Origin of the sequence: Nocardia sp. JMUB6875 (genome assembly GCF_041154655.1) — a bacterium.
Taxonomy (GTDB): Bacteria; Actinomycetota; Actinomycetes; order Mycobacteriales; family Mycobacteriaceae; genus Nocardia.
Genome location: NZ_BAAFGR010000056.1, coordinates 1 through 22,120, shown reverse-complemented (window position 1 = coordinate 22,120; position 22,120 = coordinate 1). Strand labels below are relative to the sequence as shown.

Below are 22,120 nucleotides of genomic sequence, written 5' to 3'. Positions count from 1 at the left end.
GGCTATTTGGACTCGGGTTTGTCCTTGCGCGCGACCTCGGTGGCTTCGAGCTTAGCGAGTGCATCGCGCAATGCGGCAGCCTCATCCGCACCCACCTGTTCGACGAAGTGCACCAGGGCCGCCCGGCGGCTCCCGACCTCATCGGCTTGCTGCAGCGCATCGAACATCAGACTGGCGACGAGCTCGTCGCGAGTGTGCACCGGGGCGTAGCGATGCGCGCGGTCATCGCGCTGCTGGACCACCAGATTCTTCTTCGCCAAGCGCTGCAGAACGGTCATCACCGTGGTGTACGCGAGTTCACGACGCTCAGCGAGTGCTTCATGGACCTGCCGGACCGTTTGCGGTTCGTCGGCCGACCACAACTGGTCCATGACCGCTTTCTCGAGTTCACCAAGACCTGCCATTCCACAAGTTTACGGAGACAACGACAGGAATGCGTACTACAGGTCGTCGTAACCGGGTGGTAGCTGGTGTGGTATTCCTTATACCCCGGCGTCGACCGGCATATCTGTGAGCGCGGACGCGTGCACATGCCGGGTGCCGATCGGCACGATCATCGGTCGACCCGACACCGGATCCTCGAGCACCTCGGCGCGCAGGCCGAAAACTTCGCGCAAAAGATCGGCGGTGATGATGTCGGCGGGCAGACCCTGGGCGACGATGCGCCCGGCGTGCATGACGATCAGACGGTCGCTGTAGCGGATCGCCAGATTCAGATCGTGCAGCACCATGACCACCGTGCGGCCGAGGTCGTCGTGGAGACGATCGACCAGATCGAGCACCTCGAGCGAATGCGCGAGATCCAGGTAGGTGGTCGGCTCGTCCAGCAGCAGGATGTCGGTGCCCTGGGCGAGAGCCATGGAGATCCAGGCCCGCTGCCGCTGACCGCCGGAGAGCTCGTCGAGGGTGCGCCCCGCCAGATCCGCGATGCCGGTCTGCTCCAGCGCGGTCGCCACCTCGGCCTCGTCGTCGGCCGACCATTGCCGCAGCCACGACTGATGCGGATGCCGCCCCCGCGCCACCAGATCCGCCACGGTCAAACCTTCCGGCGCGACCGGGGTCTGCGGCAGCATGCCGACGATCCGGGCGACGTCCTTGGTCTTCATGGTGGAAATGGCCTTGCCGTCCAACAGGACTCGGCCGGACTTGGGGCGGAGGAGTCGACCCAGCGAGCGCAGCAGGGTCGACTTGCCGCAGCCGTTGGGGCCGATGACGGTGGTGATGAGCCCGGGCTCGATATCGACCGACAGCCCGTCCACGATGACCCGCTCGCCATAGCCGAGGGTGATGTTTTCCGCAGCGAGAGTCACAGGGTGGCCTTCCGGTTGGCGCGAACGAGCAGATACAGCAGAAACGGTCCGCCGACCGCCGCGGTGACCACGCCGACCGGCAGCGAGACGGGAAAGGCGGTGCGCGCGAGCAGGTCCGCGCCGACCACGGCGATGGCTCCGACCAGGGCGGAGGCGATGATCGGCTCACCGGGGGTGCGCAGCAGTCGCCGCGCGATCTGCGGCGCGGCCAGGCCGACGAAGCCGAGCGGGCCGACCGCCGCGGTCGCCAGGGCGGCACAGACGACCGCTGCCGCAATGAGAATCGCCTGCTGGGTTTGGATGCGGACGCCGAGGACCCGGGTGGTGTCGATGCCGAAACGCAGGGTGGCCAGGGTCCGGGCGGATCCGGCCGTGACCAGCAATGCCAGCCCGAGTCCGATCGAGGCGGGCACGAGAGTCGACCAATCGGCGGCATTGAGCGAGCCGGTCAGCCACTGCTGCGCATGCGCGGCATCGGTCAGCGTCGCCCGCGTCAGCAGCCAGCTCACCACCGACAGCAGCGCCGCGTTCACACCGATCCCGATGAGCACCAAGCGAAATCCCATGACCCCACTGTCGCCGGTCGTGGTCCGACCCCAGGCCAGCAGATAGATGAGCACGGCCGTGAGAAGTCCGCCGATCAACGCGGCCGCCGAAACACCCAGTGCCGCCGCGGTACCGGTGGCGACGCCGCCCATGCCGACGAGCACCGCGACCGCCCCGCAACTGGCACCCGAGGTGATGCCCAGCAGATCCGGGCTGGCCAGCGGATTGTGCAGAATCGACTGCGTCACCGCCCCGGCCAATCCGAGCGCGGCACCGACCACCACCGCGGTCAATGCTCGCGGCAGCCGCGAGTCCATGATGACGAACCGCTGCGCCCGTGTTCCCCCGCCGCCCAGCACATCCAGCACCTTGCCGATCGGAATCCTGAACTCGCCCAGCGCGATATCCAGCGCGAACAGCCCGAACAGCAAGGCCACGAGCCCGATCACCGTCAGCAGCGCACCGACACGCAGCACAGTCGAGAGTTTCCCGACCCGTAGCGCGGGCCGAACAGCGTGCAATGTCGCCGATTTCGTGCCGGAGGCAGCGTTTGCCGGCGGGTCGCCGGGGCTCACAGCGCCTGCTTCGCTGGTGGGAGGTGTTGGAAGACTCACAGGCTCACGAGCTTTCGGCGGCGGACGAGCAGGATGAAGAACGGTGCGCCCAGGGCCGCCAGGGTGATGCCCGCCTGGAGTTCTCCGGGGCGGGCGATCAGGCGTCCGGTGGTGTCGGCCAGGAGCAGGACCACCGCGCCGAGTAGACCCGAATAGGGCAGCAGCCAGCGGTAATCCGGGCCGGTCAGGGCGCGGGCCAGGTGTGGGACGATCAGGCCGAGGAAGGCGATCGGACCGACGGCCGCGGTCGCCGCGCCCGCGAGCAGGACGACGGCGGCCAGGCCCAGGGTGCGGGTGCGGGCGAGATTGACGCCCAGGCCGCGCGCCACATCGTCGCCGAGTCCGAGGAGATTGAGACCTGGGGCCGAGGCCAGGGCCAGGATCGCGCCCAGGATCAGGAACGGCAGGATCTGGCGGAAGGTGGAGGCGTCGTGTCCGGCCACATCGCCGACCACCCAGTAGCGGTAGGTGTTGAGGGCCGTGCCGTCCAGCAGGACAACGATATTGGTCATGGCCTGCAGGAACGCCGTGACGGCCGCGCCCGCCAGGACCAGGCTCAGCGGGCTGGCCTTGCCGCCGCCGACGGCGGAGACGCCGAACACCACCAGGCCCGCCAGCAGTGCGCCCGCGAAGGCGAACCAGATGTACTGCGCGGGCGTGGTGAGCGCGAGCAGATGGATGCTCAAAGCCGCCAGAAAGGCCGCACCGGCGTTGATCCCGAGTAATCCCGCGTCGGCCAGCGGGTTTCGGGTGTAGCCCTGGATCAATGCCCCGGCCATGCCCAGGGCCAGACCCGTGATCAGGGCGAGTCCGGTTCGGGGGAGCCGTAATTCGCGCACGATCTGGGTCGCCGAATCCGCGGCCGGACACGAAAGCGGTGTTCCACCAGGGCAAACGAGCGCGTCGTAGACGGTGCCCAGTCCCAGATTGCGGGATCCGAGGGCAATGCTGGCGGCCACCGCGACCAGCAATAACGCGGTGAGAACGAGAAGTCCGAGCAGACGTCGCCGTCTGTTGGTGACTACGGCGGGCACGGTGACGAACTACTCCTGACGCGTTCATTGCTCGATAAGTATGGTAACCCTAACCTATCTTCCCGTTCTCGTTGTCCATGCAGTGGTTCTCATTCGCTAATGCAATGGCCGAACAGTCGATGATGAGGAGGTTCGATGCTCGAACCCGTAACCGTGTGCCCGCCGCGCGATTCCCTGCTCGCCTTCGGGCTGGCCTGTAACCGCCTGCGCGCGCTGCAACCCGAACACCCGCGCGTCTACGCCGTCGCCGCCATGGCCGACCAGGGCAAACGCCGGTGGTGGCGGCTGGCCGACGGGATCCATGAGGGCCGCATCGAGTTGATGTACCGGCGTCACGTCGCGGAGATGAGCAATGCCGATATCGCCGCCGAGGTGGTGGCCACCGCGCTGATCCACGCGGTGGTCGGGCGGGTGCTGGCGCTGGTGGTGTCGGAGGGGCGGGCCTGGGATCCGGGCCTGGAGAACCTGTGGATCCACACCGACAATGACGGCGGCATCGACTGGGCGGGATTGTCCGACACCACGATCCGGGTGGTGGACGGCGATCTGCTGGCCCGGCAGGCCGGGGTGGTGGCGCTGCCGTGCGAGGCGGCGCTGTATGTGTGGCTGGCGCACCGCTGCATTCCCGCGCTGACCCTGGTGCAGGAGGCGATGGCCCGCTGCGCCGGGCTCGGGCAGCGCCGATTCTGGTCGCTGGTGGCCGAATCCGTGGTCGGGGCCGCCACCTATGTTCCGGCGCTGGCCCGTACCTCCTCGTCGGACGGCGCGCGCCGCGGCCAGGCCATGCTGGCGGCGTTCGAGGATCGCGGTCTACCGGTGCGCCGGGCCTGCTTCGTGCGCTAGCGGGTGCTGCCCGGGCACGGCATGGGTCAGGACGGACAGGTGGAGGCGAAGGGCTTGTCGGCGAACAGGTCCGAGATCCAGCCCAGCCACCGGTCGGCCACGGCGGCGGGTGCGTCGTGGCCGCCCGGGACCACCAGATCGTGCACGGGAGTGCCCAGCGTGCACATCTCGGTGACCGCGGCGGTGGACCACGCGGTGACCACGAGCCTGTCGTCATCGCCGCGTGCGATGTAGGTGGGGAGGGACGTCGCGGATTTCGGCAGGTTGGTGCGGTTCTGCAGGTCGGTGAACGGTTGCGCCGCCGCGTCGTCGACGAACGCGACCTCGTCGGGATTGCCCGCATTGGCGACGGCGAGTTCGTCCGGGGTCACCTGACCGGTGCACTGGGATTCCAGACGCGGTGCGGCGCTGAGCAAATCACCGTGGATCACCTGGTCGTAGCCGTATTCAGGATGGCTGTAGCGCACCGCCGCAACGAGATACGGCAGGATCAGATACTGGTCCGGGGCATTCAGACTGCGGCTGCGGACCGTATCGGCGAACCGGAGCTCCAGCGCGGGGGACAGCAATACCGTGCCGTGGATCTTCAACTCCGGCGCATAGGCTTTCGCGGTTTCCGACGCCGACTCCGCGGCCCGTCCACCCTGGGACGCCCCGACCAGCACCGTGTCCCCGGCCAGCGGCAGTCCGGTCGCGTGCGCGGCCCGAACCGAATTCAGCACGTCATACCCGGATGACGGCGTATCCAGGTACGGCGCCTGCCCGGGACCGTCCAGCCCCTGATAGTTGGTCATCACCACCGCTCGATGCCCGGCCAGCATCGCCTCGACCGAGGGCGCGGACCCGAACAACGTCGGCGAATTCGTCGGCGCGCACGCACTGACCACCCCGGAGGTCCCGTGCGCGAACGCGATCACCGGCCACCCACCCGCCGGCGCCTGGCCCTTCGGCACGAACACCGCCCCCGACACCTCGATCGGCTGCCCGGTCGGCGAGGTCGACTCGTACCGGACATAGGTCGCCGACCCGGCCGCCGCGGACAACGCCGAATCCAGGTTCTCCAGCGGCCGCTTCGAGATCAGTTTCCCGGGTGAATCCGGCTTCGGTGCGGGCGTTTCGGTGGATGTGCCGCACGCCGCGAGCAGCGCGACGGCCAGTATCGGGAGGATGACTCCTGCTCGCACGCTGCTCCTTCGGGTGGATTCAGCAACACGGATGGCCCTGTCGCATTATCGGCCCCGAGAGCGGTCAGCCCCCGGCATTTCCGGCCGACGAGTCACTCCAACGCTCGACGGTGTCGGCCACCAGGTAGGGATCCACGCGGTGTTCGATGCCTGGAATCTGCTGATTGCGCTGTCTGGCCACCGCGATGCGTTCCGCGGCCACCGCCAGGTCGCACCCGTATTCCGCCTGCACCGCGAGCAATCGCTGGACCGTCGTCAGCTCGGCCCACCGCTCGAGCCCATCCTCGAGCAGGATTTCGTCCCGGTCCTTCTCGGTGCGGCGACGAGCCTCCTTCACGGTCCAGTCGAGGGTGCGCCCGAGACGGGTACGGAAATCGGCCAGCTGATCGGGGAAGACGGGAGCGAGGGCCAGGATGAGTCGCCAGGCGAAGGCGTCCAATTGGCCCGTCAGCTCCGGACGAGACCAGATGAGCTCATCCCAGTCGACGGCGGCCGTCAGCTCCGGCAACTCGTGGAACCACGTCTCCGGGCTGACCGTGCGTAGCAGCTGGGCGTCGGGGCCGAAGCGTTCGGCGAGCAGCACCGCGTCGTAGAGATCCTTGCCCTCCGGATAGCGATCCTCGGTGAGCCACCGCACCTTCCACGCCAACGACAGCTCCGGGCTGGCCGCCAGCAGACGGACGGGGGCGCCGGGCGCGCCCAGGCGCGGGATCTCGGTCCATTGCGGCGGTTGCGGCAGCGGCTCGTTGAACACGAAGTCGGCCTGGGCGTTTCCCGACCGAATCCGGGCGTCGAGGGCGGTCCACCGCAGATTCAGACGCCGGCCGGGGACACGGTCGTAGGTCCAGATTTCGCTGTAGTCGACCTCGGACGCCTGGATCCGAATCGACTCCGACCGTTCGGCCGCCGTGGCCACCCGCTCGGCGATATCGCGCAGCATCGTCTCGGTCCGCTCACTGTGGAACGCCCACCCCTGCGGCAGCACAACGAAATCCACATCGCCGGGCTCGCGCGCGTCCAGGCCCAGCCAGCCCCGCAGCAGGATGCTGCCGCGCAGCATCAGATGCTCACGCCACGGCGAATCCGCGACCGCCTCGAGCACGATGTCGAGGGCTTCGCGGCGCGCGAGGATCGGGTCCGGCTCCGAGGCGTCCCGGGGTGTGATGGTCATGGGTGTTCCCCTCCTTCGATGATCCAACCGGCGTCGATCGATTCGTCGCTGTCGTGGACCACGAATTCCCGCTCGGCGGAAAGGATGTCGTAGCCCGCGGTCCGTAATGCCGCCAGCAGGGCCAGGTGCCGGGCGGCGGCTGTGGCATCGCCGACCAAGCGGCAGCGCTGGGTGACGAAACGTTCGGTGCGGCCGTCGGTTCGGGTGCGGCGGGCATTGGCGGACAGGTGTGCGGAATGGGCGACGGCGTGGGCGGTCAGTGCGCGCAGGTCGGTTTCCGGGGTGAGCAGCAGCTTGATGTGGTGCTCGAAGTAGCAGCGCGGACCCAGGACCGTGGCTTCGGCGTCGAAGGTGGGCACGCCGGTGGCCCACGGCGTCGCCTCGATCTTGGTGCGGACGACGGGAAATCCGGCGGCATCCAGCCGGGCGGTCAGGGCCGCGATCGAATCGCGCACCACGGCAAGGGGTCCGGAGGCGCGGATGGTCAGCATGGGCTGGGAGGGGACGCGTCCGCGGTCCAGCACGATGTGGGTGTACTTCAATCCGTTGGCGGCGGCGTACCGTTCGAGCGCCTCGGCGTAAGCGGAGCGCACGGTGAGGTGCGCTTCGAAATCGCCGTGGATCTTCGGTGGGGCCGTCGCGGTCATCGGGCCATGGTCGCAAACCGCGGCGGGCGGCGTCGCCCGGTTTTCTTGCGGCGGTCAGTCGTTCGCGTCGCGCGCGGATTCGATGGCGGCGGCGCGCAGGGCTTCGGCGACCCGGGCGACGGGGTCGGGGAGTGGGCCGGGCAGGCGGGCCAGGAGGAGGCGACGGGTCTCGGTCGGGCCGCCGCGGACGGGGAGGACGCGGACGCCGGGCGGGCAGGCCGGGGCGAGACTCGCTGGGATGGTGGTGATTCCGCAGCCGGCGGCAACGAGATTCAGCTTGGCCAGCCAATCCCGGACGGTGTGGGCGATGACCGGGCGTTCGTCGAGACCGGGCCAGACGCCCAGGGAACGGTCGTCGCCGGTGCCCGCGATCCAGGATTGGCCGCGCAGGTCGGCGATGTCGATGTGCTCGCCGCGCGCGAGGGGATGGTCGGCGGGGACCGCGATGCGCAGGCTGCGATCGGTGAGGATCTGCTCCTGCAGCGCAGGCGTTTCCGCATCGAGCGGCCGGTAGGGCGGTGGCGAGGCGACCAGTGCGAGGTCGATGGTTCCCGCTCGCAGGGCCCGGACGAGCGTGGGCGTACCGCCTTCCCGGCCCACCACGGTGATGCCGGGGTGTGTACGCCGCAGCCGCACCAGAGCGTCCGGGACCAGCGCGGCCCCGGCGCTGGCGAACCAGCCGAGCCGCACCGTCGCCCGCTCCTCGGGGATCCCGGCCAATTCCCGTGCGGTCGTGTCGATCTGGTCGATCACTGCCGAGGCCCGCCGGGCCACGATGCGCCCGGCGGGCGTCAACCGCACGCCGTCGTGATGGCGCTCCAGTAGCGGTGTCCCGGCGGCGCGCTCCAGGCTGGCGATCTGCCGCGACACCGCGGACTGGGTGTAGCCCAAGGCCATTGCCGCCGCCGTGAGCGTCCCGCGCTCGGCGACCTCCCGGAACACGCGCAGGGCGGTCAGCGAGGCGTCACTGAAGGTCATGACTTCTACGCATAGCAGCCCCGCCGATTTCGCGCCGCCGACATGATTGGCCGCTGCCCGCCGACAGGCTTGCTTTGTTAGGTAAGGCTGACCTACACTAGGAACCGGCGTCAGGACCGAGCGTCGATCCGGAGGGCTGCCGAGATCCCCGGTCCGCTGCCGCGGCGGGCCTCCCCGATTGGGGGAGCCCGCCGCTTCGTATCAAGATCCCGCGTGCGAACGTGGAGCCATGAGTGATGAGTTCGCCTCGATCAAGTCCATGGCCGATGTGACGCCGGAACTGATGAACAAGCTCAGTGCCGGGACCTTCACCGATCTGCTCGGGCTGAAGTTCACCGAGCTGAGCGGGGACGGGGCCACGGCGGAGTGGGTGGTGACCGCGCAGCAGCATCAGCCGGCCGGAATCGCCAACGGCGGCGTGTACTGCACGGTCATCGAGACGCTCGCCAGTGTGGCGGCGAGCGCGTGGCTGGGGGAGCGCGGGACCGTGGTCGGGGTCAACAACAACACCGACTTCCTGCGGGCGGTGCGGGAGGGGAAGCTGACCGGCGTGGCCACGCCGATCCACCGTGGGCGCTCGCAGCAGCTGTGGGTCGTGGTGATCACCGACGAGCAGGATCGGACGGTCGCGCGGGGCCAGGTGCGGCTGCAGAATCTCAACGCGCAGAACTGAAATCGGGCAGACCCGAAGGTCTGCTATTGCCGAAACATGCTGGTAACGCGGGCCGTGCCAGAATGACCGACGATCCGTCCCCGCGATTCGACGAGGAGTCCGAATGCGATTGTCGCCGCACGAGCAGGAACGCCTGCTGCTGAGTTACGCGGCCGAGCTGGCGCGGCGGCGACAGGCTCGCGGACTGAAGCTGAACCATCCGGAGGCGATCGCGCTCATCACCGACCACGTGCTCGAGGGCGCGCGGGACGGGCGCACCGTCGCCGAGCTGATGGCCTCGGGGCGGACCGTGCTCACGCGCGACGACGTCATGGACGGCGTGCCGGAGATGATCCACGACGTGCAGGTGGAGGCCACCTTCCCGGACGGCACCAAGCTCGTCACCGTCCACCACCCGATCGGATGACACCGATGATTCCTGGTGAATACCTCTGTGCCGACGGCACGATCGAACTGAACCCGGGTGCGGACCGCATCGAACTCGATGTCGTCAACACCGGCGACCGGCCCGTCCAGGTCGGCTCGCACGTGCACTTCCCGCAGGCCAACTCCGCCCTGGAATTCGACCGCGAAGCCGCCCACGGCCGCCGCCTCGACATCCCCGCGGGCACCGCGGTGCGCTTCGAACCCGGTCTGGGCCAGCGGGTTTCGCTGGTCCCGCTGGGCGGCGCCCGCGAGGTGCACGGAATCAGCCTCACCCCACCCGGAAAGCTGGATGCCTGATGGCCGAATTGTCCCGCGCCCGCTACGCCGAACTGTTCGGCCCCACCGTCGGCGACCGAATCCGCCTGGCGGACACCGATCTGCTCATCGAGATCACCGAGGACCGCTGCGGCGGACCGGGTCTCGCGGGCGACGAGGCCGTGTTCGGCGGCGGCAAGGTGCTGCGCGAATCCATGGGCCAGGCCCGCGCCACCCGCGCGGAGGGCACCCCCGACACCGTCATCACCGGCGTGGTGATCGTCGACCACTGGGGAATCATCAAGGCCGACATCGGCATTCGTGACGGCCGCATCACCGCCATCGGCAAGGCCGGAAATCCGGACACCATGAGCGGGGTGCACCCGGACCTGGTGGTCGGGCCCTCGACCGAGATCATCGCGGGCAACGGCCGCATCGTCACCGCGGGCGCCATCGACTGCCACGTGCACTTCATCTGCCCGCAGATCCTCGACGAGGCCATGGCGGGCGGCATCACGACCCTGGTCGGCGGCGGCACCGGCCCGGCCGAGGGCTCCAAGGCCACCACCGTCACCCCGGGGTCCTGGCATCTGGCCCGCATGCTGGAGTCCACCGACGCCTGGCCGGTGAACATCCTGCTGCTGGGCAAGGGCAATACCGTCCGCGAGGACGCGCTGTGGGAGCAATTGCGCGGCGGCGCTGGCGGTTTCAAGCTGCACGAGGACTGGGGCACCACCCCGGCCGCCATCGACCACTGCCTCACCGTCGCCGACGCGTCCGGTGTCCAGGTGGCCCTGCATTCGGACACCTTGAACGAGGCCGGATTCGTGGAGGACACCCTCGCCGCCATCCGCGGCCGGGCCATCCACTCGTATCACACCGAGGGCGCGGGCGGCGGGCACGCGCCCGACATCATCACCGTCGCTTCGCATCTCAATGTGCTGCCCAGCTCCACCAATCCGACCCGGCCGCACACCGTCAACACCCTCGACGAGCACCTCGACATGCTCATGGTGTGCCACCACCTGAGCCCGTCCATCCCGGAGGATCTGGCGTTCGCGGAGAGCCGGATTCGGCCCTCCACCATCGCCGCCGAGGATCTGCTGCACGATCTGGGCGCGATCTCCATGATCGGCTCCGACGCCCAGGCCATGGGCCGCATCGGCGAGGTGGTCATGCGCACCTGGCAGACCGCGCACGTCATGAAGCGCCGCCGCGGCGCGCTGCCCGGCGACGGGGCGGCCGACAACAACCGGGTGCAGCGCTACGTCGCGAAATACACCATCTGCCCGGCGGTCACCAATGGCATCGACCACGAGGTCGGCTCGATCGAGGTCGGCAAACTGGCCGACCTGGTGCTGTGGGAACCGGCCTTCTTCGGCGTCCGCCCGCACGCGGTCCTCAAGGGCGGCGCGATCGCCTGGGCCGCCATGGGCGACGCCAACGCCTCCATCCCGACCCCGCAGCCGGTGCTGCCGCGCCCCATGTTCGGCGCGGCCCCCAGCGTGGCAGCAGGTACGTCCCTGCACTTCGTCTCCGAGCAGGCCATCGAGGACGGCCTGGCCAACCGACTGCGCGTGAACCGAAAGCTGGCCCCGGTGGCCAACGTTCGCCGCCGCACCAAGGCCGACCTCCCCAACAATGACGCCATGCCCCGCATCGAGGTCGACCCGGACACCTTCACCGTCCGCATCGACGGCGAGGTGTGGGCCGAACAGCCCGCCACCGAACTGCCCATGGCCCAGCGGTACTTCCTGTTCTGACCGTCGGTTCCGAAACCCTCGGCTCGAGTACAACGCTGGGAGTGTGCGGAAAGCAGTGGCAGACTTCGGGTATGACGAAAGCCGAGTGGGCCGAAGTTGACAGCTATCTGGTGGAAACCCTGGTAGGGGACGGTGATTCGGAGACCCTGCGGGCGAACGCGGCGGCGGGGCTGCCCGCCATCGATGTGTCGCCGCCGCAGGGGAAGTTCCTGTATCTGATCGCGAAGTCGGTGCGGGCGCGGCGGGTGCTGGAGATCGGGACGCTGGGTGGGTACAGCACCACGTGGCTGGCCCGGGCGGTGGGGAAGTCCGGGCAGGTGGTGACGCTCGAGTACGAGCCGAAGCATGCGGAGACCGCGCGGGGGAATCTGGATCGCGCGGGTGTGGGGGAGCGGGTGGAGATCCGGGTGGGTGCGGCACTGGATTCGCTGCCGGTGCTCGCCGAGGAAGGGGCCGAGGCGTTCGATCTGGTGTTCATCGATGCCGACAAGGTCAACAACGCGAATTATGTGCAGTGGGCGCTGCGGCTGACCCGGCCGGGATCGGTGATCATCGTCGACAATGTGGTGCGCAATGGCGGGATCTCCGACGCCGATTCGGCGGACGCGGCCGTGCGGGCCAGCCGCGAGGTCATCGAATTGATCGCCGCCGAGCCGCGATTGGACGGGACCGTATTGCAGACCGTCGGCGGTAAGGGCTGGGACGGATTCGCCTACGCGGTCGTGCTGGACGAGGACGACTGAGTCGGAGCTCACTCCACGCGGATGAGCTGGGGATATCTGCCCGGTTCACCCGCTTCGCCTTCGATTGCTGAGTAGTTGCCTGGCATCCTGTGGGTCGGGTCAATACGGTCATAACAATGAACGATCCGTACGGCCCCACCTTCCCGCCGCCCGCCTTCATGGCCCCTCGGGAGCCGGAGCCGAAACAGGGTGCGCTCGTGCGGGTACGCAAGGCCGTATTCACGGTCGCACCCGTTGCCGCGCTGGTCCTCGTGGTCGGGGTCCTCGCGACCGTCCTCTATCGCGGCGAGCACCCGCACCGCGCCGATTCCGATCAGGATCAGCGGGCCAATCACTCCACCTCGGTGTCGATCACCCCGGTACGGAACTCGTAACTTCCCGGCGCACGGTCACTTTCGCGATCCCGGCGCTTGCTCGGGATTCGCGGCCAGTTCCTCCCAGTAATCCACGTACGCCTGCTCGTGCATGATGCCCAGCCGCAGCACCCGGGCCCGTGAGACCGCGCGGACGCTGTCGTCCGGATCGATCTCCTCGTACAGCTCGCGATAGAGCTCGAGCCAGCGGCGGTGCTCGGCGGCCTGATTGTGGGCCAGCGCCACCACGTCGCCGGGCTCGCCCAGATCGGCGAAGAACAGCTTCAGTTGCGCGGGATCGCGGGTCTCCGGCTGCGGTGAGCTCGGATCACCGAGCCAGCGGGTGAGTTCGGCGCGCCCGGCATCGGTCAGGTGGAAGACGCGGCGGCGGCGTCCGCTCTCCTCGGCCTCCTCGCGCAGCAATCCCTGTTCGGCCAGCCGCGGCGGCACCCGATAGAGCTGCGCGTGCGGGATCGGCCAGAACTTGTCGACGCTCTCCTCGATCCGGACCTTCAGGTCGTACGGGGTCAGCGGTCCGTGCCGGGCGATCAGACCCAGCACGATGTGGTCCTGCGGTCCGAGTTCGGCCATCGTTTGATCCCTTCCATTGACACCGTCTCACTGAGACTATACCTTGGTCTCAGCAAGACGGTATCAATGAGACTATGGAGTTGACATGCGTGACTACGGCATCGACCTGTTCACCCGCTGGACCGCCCTGTGGAACGGCGACCTCGACCTGGTCGACGAGATCATGGCGCCCGAATTCACCCTCCGCTATGCCCAGCCGGGCGCGTCCGACTTCGACGAGATCCGCGACCGCGCCGGTCTCGCGGCCAAGATCGACAAGTTCCGCGCCGAGCGGCCCGGTCTCGAGTACTCGGCGCAGGGCGTGCCGGTGGTCGAGATGGCCGACGCCCGAAGCGGAATCGTGGCGCGGCCCTACGGTGCCCGAATCGTCCAGGACGGCATCGTGGTTCGCGACCTCAGCGGCACCGACATCTTGCGCTTCGAGAACGGCCAGATCGTGGAGGTGTGGTCGGTGTCCGGCGGGGCCGAGGGACGCAGCTTCTACGCTTGACCCCATGTCGAAGCGCCGCAAGACCCAGCCGATCCCCGCAGACTGCCCGTGCGGACTGCCCGCGACCTACGCGGACTGCTGCGGGCGGCTGCATCGGGGGGAAGCGCAGGCGACGACGGCCGAACAGTTGATGCGCTCGCGGTTCAGTGCCTTCGCGGTGCACGACGAGGCGTATCTGCTGCGCAGCTGGGATCCCGAAACCCGGCCCGCCGAGGTGGATTTCGACCCGGGACTACGGTGGGAGCGGCTCGAGATCCTCGGCGTGACCGGGGGCTCGCCGTTTCACAGCGAGGGCACGGTGGAGTTCCGCGCCCACTATCGCGCCGGGGGTGCGGCCGGGCAGCTGCACGAGAACAGCCGCTTCCGCCGCGACAACGGGGCATGGGTCTACCTCGACGGCGACATCAAGGATTGACCGGGAAATCCGGGTAGAACACCACATGCGCATTTGCGCGCGCTGCGAATTTGCAGCGCGTGCAAGTGTGCATGCGATGTCGGACAAGGGGATTCGACAGCGCTGCCGGTCCCCGGTTTCGGCGAATTCAGCGAGCGGCGCGCGCCTCGAACCCGTCGCAGAGCGCGGCGAGTCCGGATTCGAGCAGGTGTTCCGGGTTCAGCAGAGCGGTATCGGTCGTACCTTCCAGTGCCGCGAGCGCGGGCGGTGTCGGCCAGCGGGGATCGCCGTCGAGCAGGGCATTGAGGCCGGAGCGGTCATCGCCGCTGCTGTCGCGGCCCTGCAGCAGTCGGGCGCTGACCTCCTGAAGCGCGACGCCGGCGATATAGCTCCACACCGACAGCGACATCCGCGTCGCCTCACGGGTGTCGACGCCGAGTTCGGTGAAGCCCTCGACCAGCCAGGCCAGCACGATCAGGCTGTGCTCGCCGAAGTTGTAGCGCGGCACCGCGAAGGTGAACAGCACCCACGGATGTTCCTGGTAGAGCCGCCAATCCACCTCGGCGGCAATGCGCACGCGGTCACGCCAGGTCCAGTTCTGCCCCTCGGCAGAGGGGTAGAGATTGCGGCGCGAGACCTCATCGGTCATGGCCGCCAGCAGCGTGTCCTTGTTGGGGATGTGCCGGTAGAGCGACATGGCTCCGGCATTCATGCGTTCGGCGATGCGGCGCATCGACAGGGCATCGAGTCCGGACTCGTCGGCCAGGGCGATGGCGGTGTCGACGATGGCGGCTCGGGTGAGCTTGGCCTCGGTCATCGGACGAATTCTTTCCTTCCCGCACCGGTTATGCGTACACTGTACCCGTTGCTGCGCGTACACCGTACGCGCGCCTTTCGTATCAGCCGCACATCAGCCCGAAGGATAGGTCATGACGAGTACCCTCGCGCGTCCCGACGTGAAGACGCCGCGCCGTGCCTGGGCCGGCCTGGCCGTGCTGCTGCTGCCGGTGCTACTGGTCTCGATGGATATGTCGGTGCTCTACCTGGCCATGCCGACGCTGACCCAGAGCCTGGATCCGTCCGCGACACAACAGCTCTGGATCCTCGACATCTACGGCTTCATGATCGCGGGCCTGCTCATCACCATGGGCAATCTCGGCGATCGGATCGGCCGCCGCAATATTCTGCTGGCCGGCGCCACGGTCTTCGGCATCGCCTCGGTACTGGCCGCGTTCGCGCCGAGCGCGAGCGTGCTGATCGCGGCGCGGGCGCTCATGGGCGTGGGCGGCGCGACGCTGCTGCCCTCGAGCCTGGCGCTGATCTCCACGCTGTTCCCCGAGGACCGGGCGCGCGCCACCGCCATCGGCGTGTGGACGGCGTTCTTCGCGGGCGGGTCGGCGGTCGGGCCGATCATCGGCGGTGTGCTGCTGCACCACTACTGGTGGGGATCGGTGTTCCTGATCAACACCCCGGTGCTGCTGGTGCTGCTGGTCTTCGGGCCGATGCTGTTGCCCGAGCATCGCGCGGCCGGGCGCGGGCCCCTGGATTGGGTGAGCGTGCTGCTGTCCATCGGTGGCATCCTGCCCATCGTGTACGCGATCAAGCATTGCGCCGCCGAGGGATTCGATCTGCCCGCGGTTGGCATCGGGGTCATCGGCGCGCTGCTGCTGACCGCGTTCATCCGCCGCCAGACGCATCTGGCCGAACCGCTGCTGGACCTGAGCCTGTTCCGCCGGGGCCTGTTCTCGGTGGCCATCGGCTCCAGCACCGTCGGCATGCTCGCGCTGGCCGGTATGAGCTACCTGACCAGCATGTACCTGCAGTCGGTCACCGGGCGCGACGCCTTGCAGTCGGCGCTGCTCGGTATCCCGATGGCGGTGGTGGTGTTCGTGTTCTCGATGAGCGGCGCGCGCATCGGCCGCAAGCTCGGCACCAAGACCACCTTCGTGCTGGCGTTGAGCCTGGCCGCGGTGGGCAACCTCATGCTGCTCGGGGTCGGCGTGGACGGCGGGATCGGCTGGTACATCGCGGGTTCCGTGGTGGCGGGCATGGGCTTCGGCATCGCGTTCACGCTCGTCTCGGAGGTGGCGGTCTCGTCGGTGCCCCCGGAGCGGGCCGGTTCGGCGGTCGGCATCTCGGAGACCAGCTTCGAACTCGGCAACGGTCTGGGCCTGGCGCTGCTGGGATCCCTGGCGGCGCTGGTGTTCCGCTCCGGCGGCGACTTCGGGCCCACCCTCGGCGAGACCATCAACGAGGCGGGCGGCAATACGGCGCTGGTGGATTCGGCCCGCGAGTCGTTCGTGGACGGCATGCACGTCGCCACCACCACGGGTGCGGTCCTGCTGGCCGCCATGGCGGCGGTCGCCTTCTTCGCTAACCGCCGGAAATCAGGCTCCACATCTCCGCGGCGCGAGCACGCCACGGCATGACGACGTTCTGATACGCCCAGCGGACCGGTTTCGCCAATGCCCGCCACGCGCGGGCGACGGCCGCGAAGAGCGGTTGCAGCACAGTGCGGTTCAGCCAGCGGCAGGGAGCCACCACCGTCACCGCGACGACGGTGGTGGCCACCTTCCAGCCGAAGACCACGACGGCGATCAACGTCAGCACGATCGGGCGCAGGATCCAGCGCCACAACTGCCGCAGCGGCCACACGATCAGCCAGGTGCCGAGAAATACGGTGGCGATGCGGACGGCGTCGTAGACCGGTTCGATCAGCCAGGTCCACGCGAAGACGACCGCGCGCAGCAAGCCGACGGCGACCGGACGGATCAGGGTGCGAAACACCCAGGGGATGCCGGGTTTCAGCACGCGCCGCCACACCCATTCCTCGATGGCGCGCTGCATCGGGCGCAGGAGATACGCCAGCAGGAACGCGCCCAACGGCGTGAGGACCAGGCCGAACAGCAATTGCTGGATCAGCAGCTGCCACAGGTAGTCGCGGACGAAATTGCGCAGCGGCCGGAACACCCAGTCCCGGAACAAGATCGCCAGCGGTCGGGCGAGATGGTCGGTGAACAGCCGGAACGCCGCGGCGAGCACACGCGGTATCGCCTTCAGCGCCTCCCACAGCAACCGTGGTGGCACGAATACCACCAGGGCCAGCGCCCGGGCGATCCACATCCAGATCGAGACGCGTTGCGGTGTCGCCGTTTCCGGCGCTTGCATTGTCATGTCTTCCTTCCCCCGTGCACCGCACTCCATCCTGGCCGGGGAATCCGGGTCGCGCCCAGGGTATTTCCACTCATTCCCGATTACGGACCGGCCCTGCGGTTACCCTCGAATCGTGGCTGAGCAAGACGCCCCGAACAGTGGGAATCCGGCCGGGTCGAACGGCCGCCCCTTGGCGGAGCGGGTGGCGACCAGGATCTTCTATCCGACCTCGCGCCCCCGCGAGAAATCCTTGCGCGAGGCCGCCTCCGATTCCGTCGTGCTGGTGACCGGGTCCTCGCACGGCATCGGCAAGGCGGCGGCGAAGAAACTGGCCGACGCGGGCGCGACGGTGTTGCTGGTGGCGCGCTCTCGGGAGGACCTCGAGGCGGTGGCCGCCGATATCCGCGCGGCGGGCGGGACCGCGCACGTGTACAGCTCCGACATCACCGATTTCGAAGCGGTCGAGGAGTTAGGGCGCACCGTGCTCGCCGAGCACGGGCGGGTCGACGTGGTGATCAATAACGCGGGCCACTCGATTCGCCGTCCGATCGACGAATCCTATGACCGCTTCCACGATTTCACCCGCACCATCGACGTCAACTATCTCGGTCCGGTCCGCCTGCTGCTGACCCTGCTGCCCGCCATGCGCGAGCGCGGCAGCGGGCACATCGTCAACATCTCGACCTGGGGACTGCGGATGCCGCCCGCCCCGCGGTGGGCGGCGTACGGTGCGTCCAAGGGCGCCTTCGATATTTGGCTGCGCACCGTGGCGACCGAGATCGCCGCGGACGGCGTCACCACCACCTCGGTCTACATGCCGCTGGTCCATACCCGCATGAGCGCGCCCACCGACTTCTCCGGCGTCCCGGGTCTCACCGCCGACGAGGCCGCCAACCTCATCTGCCACGCCGTTGTCGCGCGCCCCCGCGAGATCTCCCCGTGGTGGACCGGACCCGTGCAGGCCTGGACCGATCTGCGGCGCGGGGCCGCGCAACGCTTCATGGAACGCGGATTCGGGCGCCTGTCAGGGGACTAGCACGACCTTGCCGGTGGTCTCGCGCAGCTCCAGCGCCCGATGCGCCGCGGCCGCCTCCGCCAGCGGGAAACGCTGCACCGCCGGGCGCAGCCGACCGGATGCGGCCTCGGCCAGCGCCCGGGTCTCCAAGGCGCGCAAGCCGCCCGCGCGTTCGAGCATGGGCGGGCCGAGTACCACCTGGGAGGTCACGCCGCGCTCGGCGAGGGCCTGCTCATCGATGTCGATCTGCCCGCCGGACCATCCGAACACCAGGCGCAGGCCGCCCTTGCCGAGCAGATCGATTCCGGCGCGGGCGATCTCACCGCCGACACCGTCGAACAGAATCGTGGCGGGCCGCTCCCCGTACCTGGCCCGCACGGCCTCCGGCCACGACGGATCGAGGTAGTCCAGCGCTAGATCCGCGCCGTTCTCGAAAACCTGATCGGCCTTGGCCTTTCCGCCCGCGAGACCGATCACGGTGGCCCTGGCCGCGGCCAGGTACTGCACCAGCAAGGTCCCGATCCCGCCCGCCGCCGAGGGCACGATGGCGACCGTGTCCTCCGAGATGTCCGCGAAGCCGAGAATGCCCAGCGCCGTCCGGCCGGTCCCGATCATGGCGACCGCCGAGGCCGCGTCGAGCCCCTCCGGAATCTCGTGTAGCCGTTCGGCTTCGGTCACGACGAGTTCGGCGTACCCACCCGGCACCTGCCCGATATGGGCGACCACGCGCCGCCCCACCCAACTCGGATCGACCCCCGACCCGACCTGGTCGACCGTTCCCGCCACCTCACGCCCCGGAACGGTCGGCAACTGCGGCAGCGGCATCGGCCCGCCCGCGATCCCTTGCCGCAGTGAGGTATCCAGCAGATGCACCCCGGCCGCCTCGACGGCGATCCGCACCTGTCCCGCCCCAGGCTCCGGGTCGGCGATGCTCTCGTATCGCAGATTCTCCGCAGGACCGAACTCATGAAGCCGAATGGCGCGCACGACAACTCCTCTGGCTGAAGACTTCCTCTACTGCCCTGAACTCTGCAACCTCAACATATGTTCAGGTCAAGAACGAGTAGATTCCCCCAGGTAAACGATCTTGTCGGCATCGACTATCGAGGCATGACGATTACTGCACCCCGTGTCCGCCGGGTCGGCGGCCGGCTGCTCGCCGGGGTCGCCATGGTGCTCTGGGTCTATCCCGTCGGTATCTCCCTGCTGCTGCTCAGCGCGTTCTCGGTGGCGGACACCCGATGCGACGTCGACGCGAATCTGCACCCGCGGTTGAATCCGGCCGGGATTCCCTGGGTCATCGGGTCCGGATTGTTCTGGGCCGCACCCTTTCTGGTGGCGGTCGCGGTGCGTCGCACCCGGTTCACGATCGCCCTGGCCGCCACCGCGTCCGCCGTCTCGCTGTTCTTCGTGGTTGCGTTCCTCGCCTATCCGCAGCAGGGCATCTGTTGGTGATCGACCCGTGCGGTGCGGGAGGTCACGCGGGCAGATCCAGCGCGGCGAGCCGGGCCGGATCGACGAGGATGGCGATGGTGGCGATGCGGTTGTCCGACACCGTGAACGAGGTGAGCGAGACAGGCGTGCCGTGCTCGTTCCAGGACAGGTAGCCGGGGCGGTCGTCGACGAGCACCGGTTGGTAGCGGGCGACCTCGCCGGAGAACATCTTGGCGCGGGCCGCCACCTCGGTCGCGCCCAAGGTGACGAAGGTGCCGCCGGGAGTGTCGACCGTGAGCCGGACATCCGGGTCGAGCACTCGCAGCAGCGCCTCGAAATCGCCGCCGACCGCGGCCGCGCGGAAGGCCTGGGTCACCTCCCGCTGGGCGCGCCCGGAGGCTGACGGGCGATCGGTGGTGCGGACCTTGCGGCGGGCGCGGCTGGCGATCATCTTGGTGGCGTCGGCGGATTTGCCGAGGATCTGGCCGATTTCGGCGAACGACACCCCGAACATGTCGTGCAGCACGAACGCCACCCGCTCGCTCGGGCCGAGCGAGTCCAGGACGACCAGGAGAGCCAGACCCACCGAATCCGCGAGCGCGACATGGTCTTCCGGCTCCGGGCTGTCGTCGATCACGACGACCTCCGAAATGCCGTCCCCGAAGGACTGTTCGGGCCGTGCGCCGCGAGAACGCAGCAGGTCCAGGCTGATTCGGCCCACCACCGTGGTGAGCCAGCCGGCCAGGTTCTCGATGGCGGCCGCGTCCTGCCGGGCCAGGCGCATCCACGCCTCCTGGACCACGTCCTCGGCGTCGGCGTGCGAGCCGAGCATGCGGAAGGCGACCGCGCGCAATCGATCCCGATGCGCTTCGAACGTCGCGGTCACCGGATTGGCGGGCCTGGTCTCCATCCGGTCACCGTCCCTTGGGCTGCTGGCGCAGCGAGATCCGGTTGCCGTCCGGGTCCACCGCCTCGATGCGGAGACCGAACGGGTATTCCTCGGGCGCGTCGCCGAGGAAGGTCACGCCGCGCTCGCGGAACACCTCGAAGTCCTTTCGCAGGTCGTCGGACTCGAGGATAAGCGGGCCCGGCGCGAGTTCGTTTCCGGCCCCGAGCGGCTGTCCGGCCGACGGCCCATGGGTCCACAGGATGATCTCGAGCGGGCTGCCGGGGACCCGCACGGTCAGGAATCGCCCGTCCGGGCCCGGGAAATCGATGTGCTTCTCGAGTCCGAGGCCCTCGGTGTAGAACTTCAGCGCGCGATCCTGGTCGGTCACGTAGACCGTCGCGTACATCACGTTCGTCAGCATGCTGTCCTCCATTCGTCGATGCGACGACCTGGTGTTTTCGGGCCGTCGCTCATATGACGAGGAGGTGCGCGCGAAGGTAACAACACCTTTCGCTGCCAAGCCGTCGCCCCTGCGTCGCCAGTCACCGATTCGGCTGTAGCGCAGGTGAATCCGCGTCGCCTACGGTGGGTGCGAGTGCGCGGGAGGACACGGTGAAGCGGCTACTTTTCCTGGTGATCGCGATGGTCGTCGCCGGTTCGACCTACGACTACGCCGTCTCCGCGGGCCATGTGGGAGTCGTGGTCGTGGCGGGCGTGATCCTGTCCCTGCTGCTGATCGGCAAGGTTGTGGAATAGCGCGGCCCCGCGGCGCGCACACTGGTGAGATGGACCCTGTCGTCGCCCTGCGTCAGATCGCGTTCTTCAAGGACCGCGCCCGCGAGGACCCCCGGCGAGTCATGGCCTACCGCAATGCCGCCGACATCATCGAGCGACTCGACGACGCGCAACGGCAGCAACTGGGGCGGGCCAACGACTGGCAGTCACTGCCGGGTATCGGGCCGAAGACCGCCGCGGTGATCGCGCAGGCCTGGTCCGGGCGCGAGCCGGACGCCCTGGTCAAGCTGCGCACCTCGGTCAAGGACCTGGGTGGCGGCGAACTCCGCAAGGCGCTGAAGGGCGACCTGCATGTGCACTCGAACTGGTCCGACGGTTCGGCGCCCATCGAGGAAATGATGGCCGCCGCTCAGGCATTGGGTCACGAATACTGCGCGCTCACCGACCACTCACCCCGGCTGACCGTCGCCAACGGCCTGTCCCCGGACCGTCTCCGCCGGCAACTCGACGTCCTCGACGAACTCCGCGACCGATTCGCACCCATGCGGATCCTGTCCGGCATCGAGGTCGACATCCTCGACGACGGCTCCCTCGACCAGGAACCCGAACTGCTCGACCGCCTCGACATCGTCGTGGCCAGCGTCCATTCCAAGCTCAAGATGGAATCCGCGGCCATGACCCGGCGCATGGTCCGCGCGGTGTCCAGCGGTCAGGCCGACATCCTCGGCCACTGCACCGGCCGCCTGGTCGAGGGCAATCGCGGCACCCGCCCCGAATCCAGCTTCGACGCCGAAGCGGTCTTCACCGCCTGCCGCGACCACGGCACCGCCGTCGAGATCAACTCCCGCCCCGAACGCCGCGACCCGCCCACCCGCCTCC

At 68.6% G+C, this 22,120-nt stretch carries 28 protein-coding genes; 14 read left to right on the top strand and 14 right to left on the bottom strand.

The genetic code is table 11. The features are described 5' to 3' along the window. Positions 1 to 2: 2 nt before the first annotated feature. The 4 genes from ACAM49_RS16665 to ACAM49_RS16650 all read right to left on the bottom strand — a co-directional run bounded on the left by ACAM49_RS16665 (position 3) and on the right by ACAM49_RS16650 (position 3,504). Positions 3 to 404 carry a BlaI/MecI/CopY family transcriptional regulator gene (locus ACAM49_RS16665; protein WP_369636422.1) on the bottom strand — a complete coding sequence of 134 codons (402 nt, stop codon included), beginning with the start codon at positions 402 to 404 and terminating at the stop codon, positions 3 to 5. Positions 405 to 482: 78 nt separating this feature from the next. Beyond that, positions 483 to 1,310: an ABC transporter ATP-binding protein gene (locus tag ACAM49_RS16660; protein WP_369636421.1), complete on the bottom strand. Its 828-nt coding sequence runs from the start codon at positions 1,308 to 1,310 to the stop codon at positions 483 to 485. Continuing rightward, complete coding sequence (locus ACAM49_RS16655; RefSeq protein ID WP_369636420.1) at positions 1,307 to 2,332, bottom strand: FecCD family ABC transporter permease; 1,026 nt, start codon at positions 2,330 to 2,332, stop codon at positions 1,307 to 1,309. The genes ACAM49_RS16660 and ACAM49_RS16655 overlap by 4 nt, the downstream gene beginning before the upstream one ends. A gap of 134 nt (positions 2,333 to 2,466) precedes the next feature. Beyond that, a complete protein-coding gene (locus ACAM49_RS16650; RefSeq protein ID WP_369636419.1) occupies positions 2,467 to 3,504 on the bottom strand; it encodes a FecCD family ABC transporter permease in 1,038 nt (345 codons plus the stop codon). A 135-nt stretch (positions 3,505 to 3,639) separates the two neighbouring features. On the opposite strand from ACAM49_RS16650, the gene ACAM49_RS16645 reads away from it, so the two are divergent. After that, the gene (locus ACAM49_RS16645) at positions 3,640 to 4,347 is read left to right on the top strand and encodes a hypothetical protein (protein ID WP_369636418.1); all 708 of its coding nucleotides are present in this window, start codon (positions 3,640 to 3,642) and stop codon (positions 4,345 to 4,347) included. 26 nt (positions 4,348 to 4,373) lie between these two features. On the opposite strand, the gene ACAM49_RS16640 is transcribed toward ACAM49_RS16645, so the two are convergent. The 4 genes from ACAM49_RS16640 to ACAM49_RS16625 all read right to left on the bottom strand — a co-directional run bounded on the left by ACAM49_RS16640 (position 4,374) and on the right by ACAM49_RS16625 (position 8,327). Continuing rightward, positions 4,374 to 5,531 carry a lipase family protein gene (locus ACAM49_RS16640; protein WP_369636417.1) on the bottom strand — a complete coding sequence of 386 codons (1,158 nt, stop codon included), beginning with the start codon at positions 5,529 to 5,531 and terminating at the stop codon, positions 4,374 to 4,376. Positions 5,532 to 5,595: 64 nt separating this feature from the next. Next, positions 5,596 to 6,702, bottom strand: a complete 1,107-nt coding sequence (locus ACAM49_RS16635; RefSeq protein WP_369636416.1) for a nucleotidyl transferase AbiEii/AbiGii toxin family protein — start codon at positions 6,700 to 6,702, stop codon at positions 5,596 to 5,598. Continuing rightward, on the bottom strand, positions 6,699 to 7,349 hold the full coding sequence (locus ACAM49_RS16630; RefSeq protein ID WP_369636415.1) for a hypothetical protein: 651 nt from the start codon (positions 7,347 to 7,349) through the stop codon (positions 6,699 to 6,701). Before ACAM49_RS16630 ends, ACAM49_RS16635 begins: the two co-directional genes overlap by 4 nt. 54 nt (positions 7,350 to 7,403) lie before the next feature. Beyond that, positions 7,404 to 8,327, bottom strand: coding sequence for a LysR family transcriptional regulator (locus ACAM49_RS16625; RefSeq protein WP_369636414.1), 924 nt, complete (start codon positions 8,325 to 8,327; stop codon positions 7,404 to 7,406). A 229-nt stretch (positions 8,328 to 8,556) separates the two neighbouring features. On the opposite strand from ACAM49_RS16625, the gene ACAM49_RS16620 reads away from it, so the two are divergent. The 6 genes from ACAM49_RS16620 (at position 8,557) to ACAM49_RS16595 (ending at position 12,561) form a co-directional block, all read left to right on the top strand. Next, complete coding sequence (locus tag ACAM49_RS16620) at positions 8,557 to 9,000, top strand: PaaI family thioesterase (protein WP_369636413.1); 444 nt, start codon at positions 8,557 to 8,559, stop codon at positions 8,998 to 9,000. Between the two features lie 103 nt (positions 9,001 to 9,103). Then, positions 9,104 to 9,406: an urease subunit gamma gene (locus ACAM49_RS16615; RefSeq protein ID WP_369636412.1), complete on the top strand. Its 303-nt coding sequence runs from the start codon at positions 9,104 to 9,106 to the stop codon at positions 9,404 to 9,406. Positions 9,407 to 9,411: 5 nt separating this feature from the next. Further along, entirely contained in the window at positions 9,412 to 9,723 is a 312-nt protein-coding gene (locus tag ACAM49_RS16610) for an urease subunit beta (protein WP_369636411.1), read from the top strand. Next, on the top strand, positions 9,723 to 11,444 hold the full coding sequence (locus tag ACAM49_RS16605; protein WP_369636410.1) for an urease subunit alpha: 1,722 nt from the start codon (positions 9,723 to 9,725) through the stop codon (positions 11,442 to 11,444). Before ACAM49_RS16610 ends, ACAM49_RS16605 begins: the two co-directional genes overlap by 1 nt. Before the next feature lie 71 nt (positions 11,445 to 11,515). After that, positions 11,516 to 12,187, top strand: a complete 672-nt coding sequence (locus ACAM49_RS16600; RefSeq protein WP_369636409.1) for an O-methyltransferase — start codon at positions 11,516 to 11,518, stop codon at positions 12,185 to 12,187. Positions 12,188 to 12,303: 116 nt separating this feature from the next. Next, the gene (locus tag ACAM49_RS16595; protein ID WP_369636408.1) at positions 12,304 to 12,561 is read left to right on the top strand and encodes a hypothetical protein; all 258 of its coding nucleotides are present in this window, start codon (positions 12,304 to 12,306) and stop codon (positions 12,559 to 12,561) included. Between the two features lie 15 nt (positions 12,562 to 12,576). Here the strand turns inward: ACAM49_RS16595 and ACAM49_RS16590 are convergent, their stop codons facing one another. Beyond that, positions 12,577 to 13,131 (bottom strand): PadR family transcriptional regulator, encoded by a 555-nt coding sequence (locus ACAM49_RS16590; RefSeq protein ID WP_369636407.1) that lies wholly within the window; start codon positions 13,129 to 13,131, stop codon positions 12,577 to 12,579. A gap of 85 nt (positions 13,132 to 13,216) precedes the next feature. Between ACAM49_RS16590 and ACAM49_RS16585 the strand changes: the two genes are divergently transcribed. Together ACAM49_RS16585 and ACAM49_RS16580 are read left to right on the top strand one after the other, a co-directional pair. Further along, entirely contained in the window at positions 13,217 to 13,621 is a 405-nt protein-coding gene (locus ACAM49_RS16585; RefSeq protein ID WP_369636406.1) for a nuclear transport factor 2 family protein, read from the top strand. Positions 13,622 to 13,625: 4 nt separating this feature from the next. Continuing rightward, complete coding sequence (locus tag ACAM49_RS16580; RefSeq protein ID WP_369636405.1) at positions 13,626 to 14,036, top strand: YchJ family protein; 411 nt, start codon at positions 13,626 to 13,628, stop codon at positions 14,034 to 14,036. Between the two features lie 127 nt (positions 14,037 to 14,163). Here ACAM49_RS16580 and ACAM49_RS16575 read toward each other — a convergent pair whose 3' ends face one another. Continuing rightward, positions 14,164 to 14,832 (bottom strand): TetR/AcrR family transcriptional regulator, encoded by a 669-nt coding sequence (locus ACAM49_RS16575; protein ID WP_369636404.1) that lies wholly within the window; start codon positions 14,830 to 14,832, stop codon positions 14,164 to 14,166. Positions 14,833 to 14,944: 112 nt separating this feature from the next. On the opposite strand from ACAM49_RS16575, the gene ACAM49_RS16570 reads away from it, so the two are divergent. Beyond that, positions 14,945 to 16,444: an MFS transporter gene (locus ACAM49_RS16570; protein WP_369636403.1), complete on the top strand. Its 1,500-nt coding sequence runs from the start codon at positions 14,945 to 14,947 to the stop codon at positions 16,442 to 16,444. On the opposite strand, the gene ACAM49_RS16565 is transcribed toward ACAM49_RS16570, so the two are convergent. Further along, positions 16,389 to 17,189 (bottom strand): hypothetical protein, encoded by an 801-nt coding sequence (locus ACAM49_RS16565; protein WP_369636402.1) that lies wholly within the window; start codon positions 17,187 to 17,189, stop codon positions 16,389 to 16,391. The two genes, ACAM49_RS16570 and ACAM49_RS16565, sit on opposite strands and share 56 nt — an antisense overlap. Positions 17,190 to 17,301: 112 nt before the next feature. Here ACAM49_RS16565 and ACAM49_RS16560 point away from each other — a divergent pair, with 112 nt between their 5' ends. After that, positions 17,302 to 18,204, top strand: coding sequence for an SDR family NAD(P)-dependent oxidoreductase (locus tag ACAM49_RS16560; RefSeq protein WP_369636401.1), 903 nt, complete (start codon positions 17,302 to 17,304; stop codon positions 18,202 to 18,204). On the opposite strand, the gene ACAM49_RS16555 is transcribed toward ACAM49_RS16560, so the two are convergent. Next, a complete protein-coding gene (locus tag ACAM49_RS16555; protein ID WP_369636400.1) occupies positions 18,193 to 19,170 on the bottom strand; it encodes a zinc-binding dehydrogenase in 978 nt (325 codons plus the stop codon). The genes ACAM49_RS16560 and ACAM49_RS16555 overlap by 12 nt on opposite strands. Positions 19,171 to 19,293: 123 nt before the next feature. On the opposite strand from ACAM49_RS16555, the gene ACAM49_RS16550 reads away from it, so the two are divergent. Continuing rightward, entirely contained in the window at positions 19,294 to 19,638 is a 345-nt protein-coding gene (locus ACAM49_RS16550; protein ID WP_369636399.1) for a hypothetical protein, read from the top strand. Positions 19,639 to 19,660: 22 nt separating this feature from the next. Here ACAM49_RS16550 and ACAM49_RS16545 read toward each other — a convergent pair whose 3' ends face one another. Together ACAM49_RS16545 and ACAM49_RS16540 are read right to left on the bottom strand one after the other, a co-directional pair. After that, the gene (locus ACAM49_RS16545) at positions 19,661 to 20,527 is read right to left on the bottom strand and encodes a sigma-70 family RNA polymerase sigma factor (protein ID WP_369636398.1); all 867 of its coding nucleotides are present in this window, start codon (positions 20,525 to 20,527) and stop codon (positions 19,661 to 19,663) included. Between the two features lie 4 nt (positions 20,528 to 20,531). Beyond that, positions 20,532 to 20,927: a VOC family protein gene (locus ACAM49_RS16540; protein ID WP_369636397.1), complete on the bottom strand. Its 396-nt coding sequence runs from the start codon at positions 20,925 to 20,927 to the stop codon at positions 20,532 to 20,534. 191 nt (positions 20,928 to 21,118) lie between these two features. Between ACAM49_RS16540 and ACAM49_RS16535 the strand changes: the two genes are divergently transcribed. Together ACAM49_RS16535 and ACAM49_RS16530 are read left to right on the top strand one after the other, a co-directional pair. Beyond that, entirely contained in the window at positions 21,119 to 21,262 is a 144-nt protein-coding gene (locus ACAM49_RS16535; RefSeq protein WP_369636396.1) for a hypothetical protein, read from the top strand. A 29-nt stretch (positions 21,263 to 21,291) separates the two neighbouring features. Further along, on the top strand, positions 21,292 to 22,120 hold an 829-nt coding region (locus tag ACAM49_RS16530; RefSeq protein ID WP_369636395.1), incomplete at its 3' end, for a PHP domain-containing protein.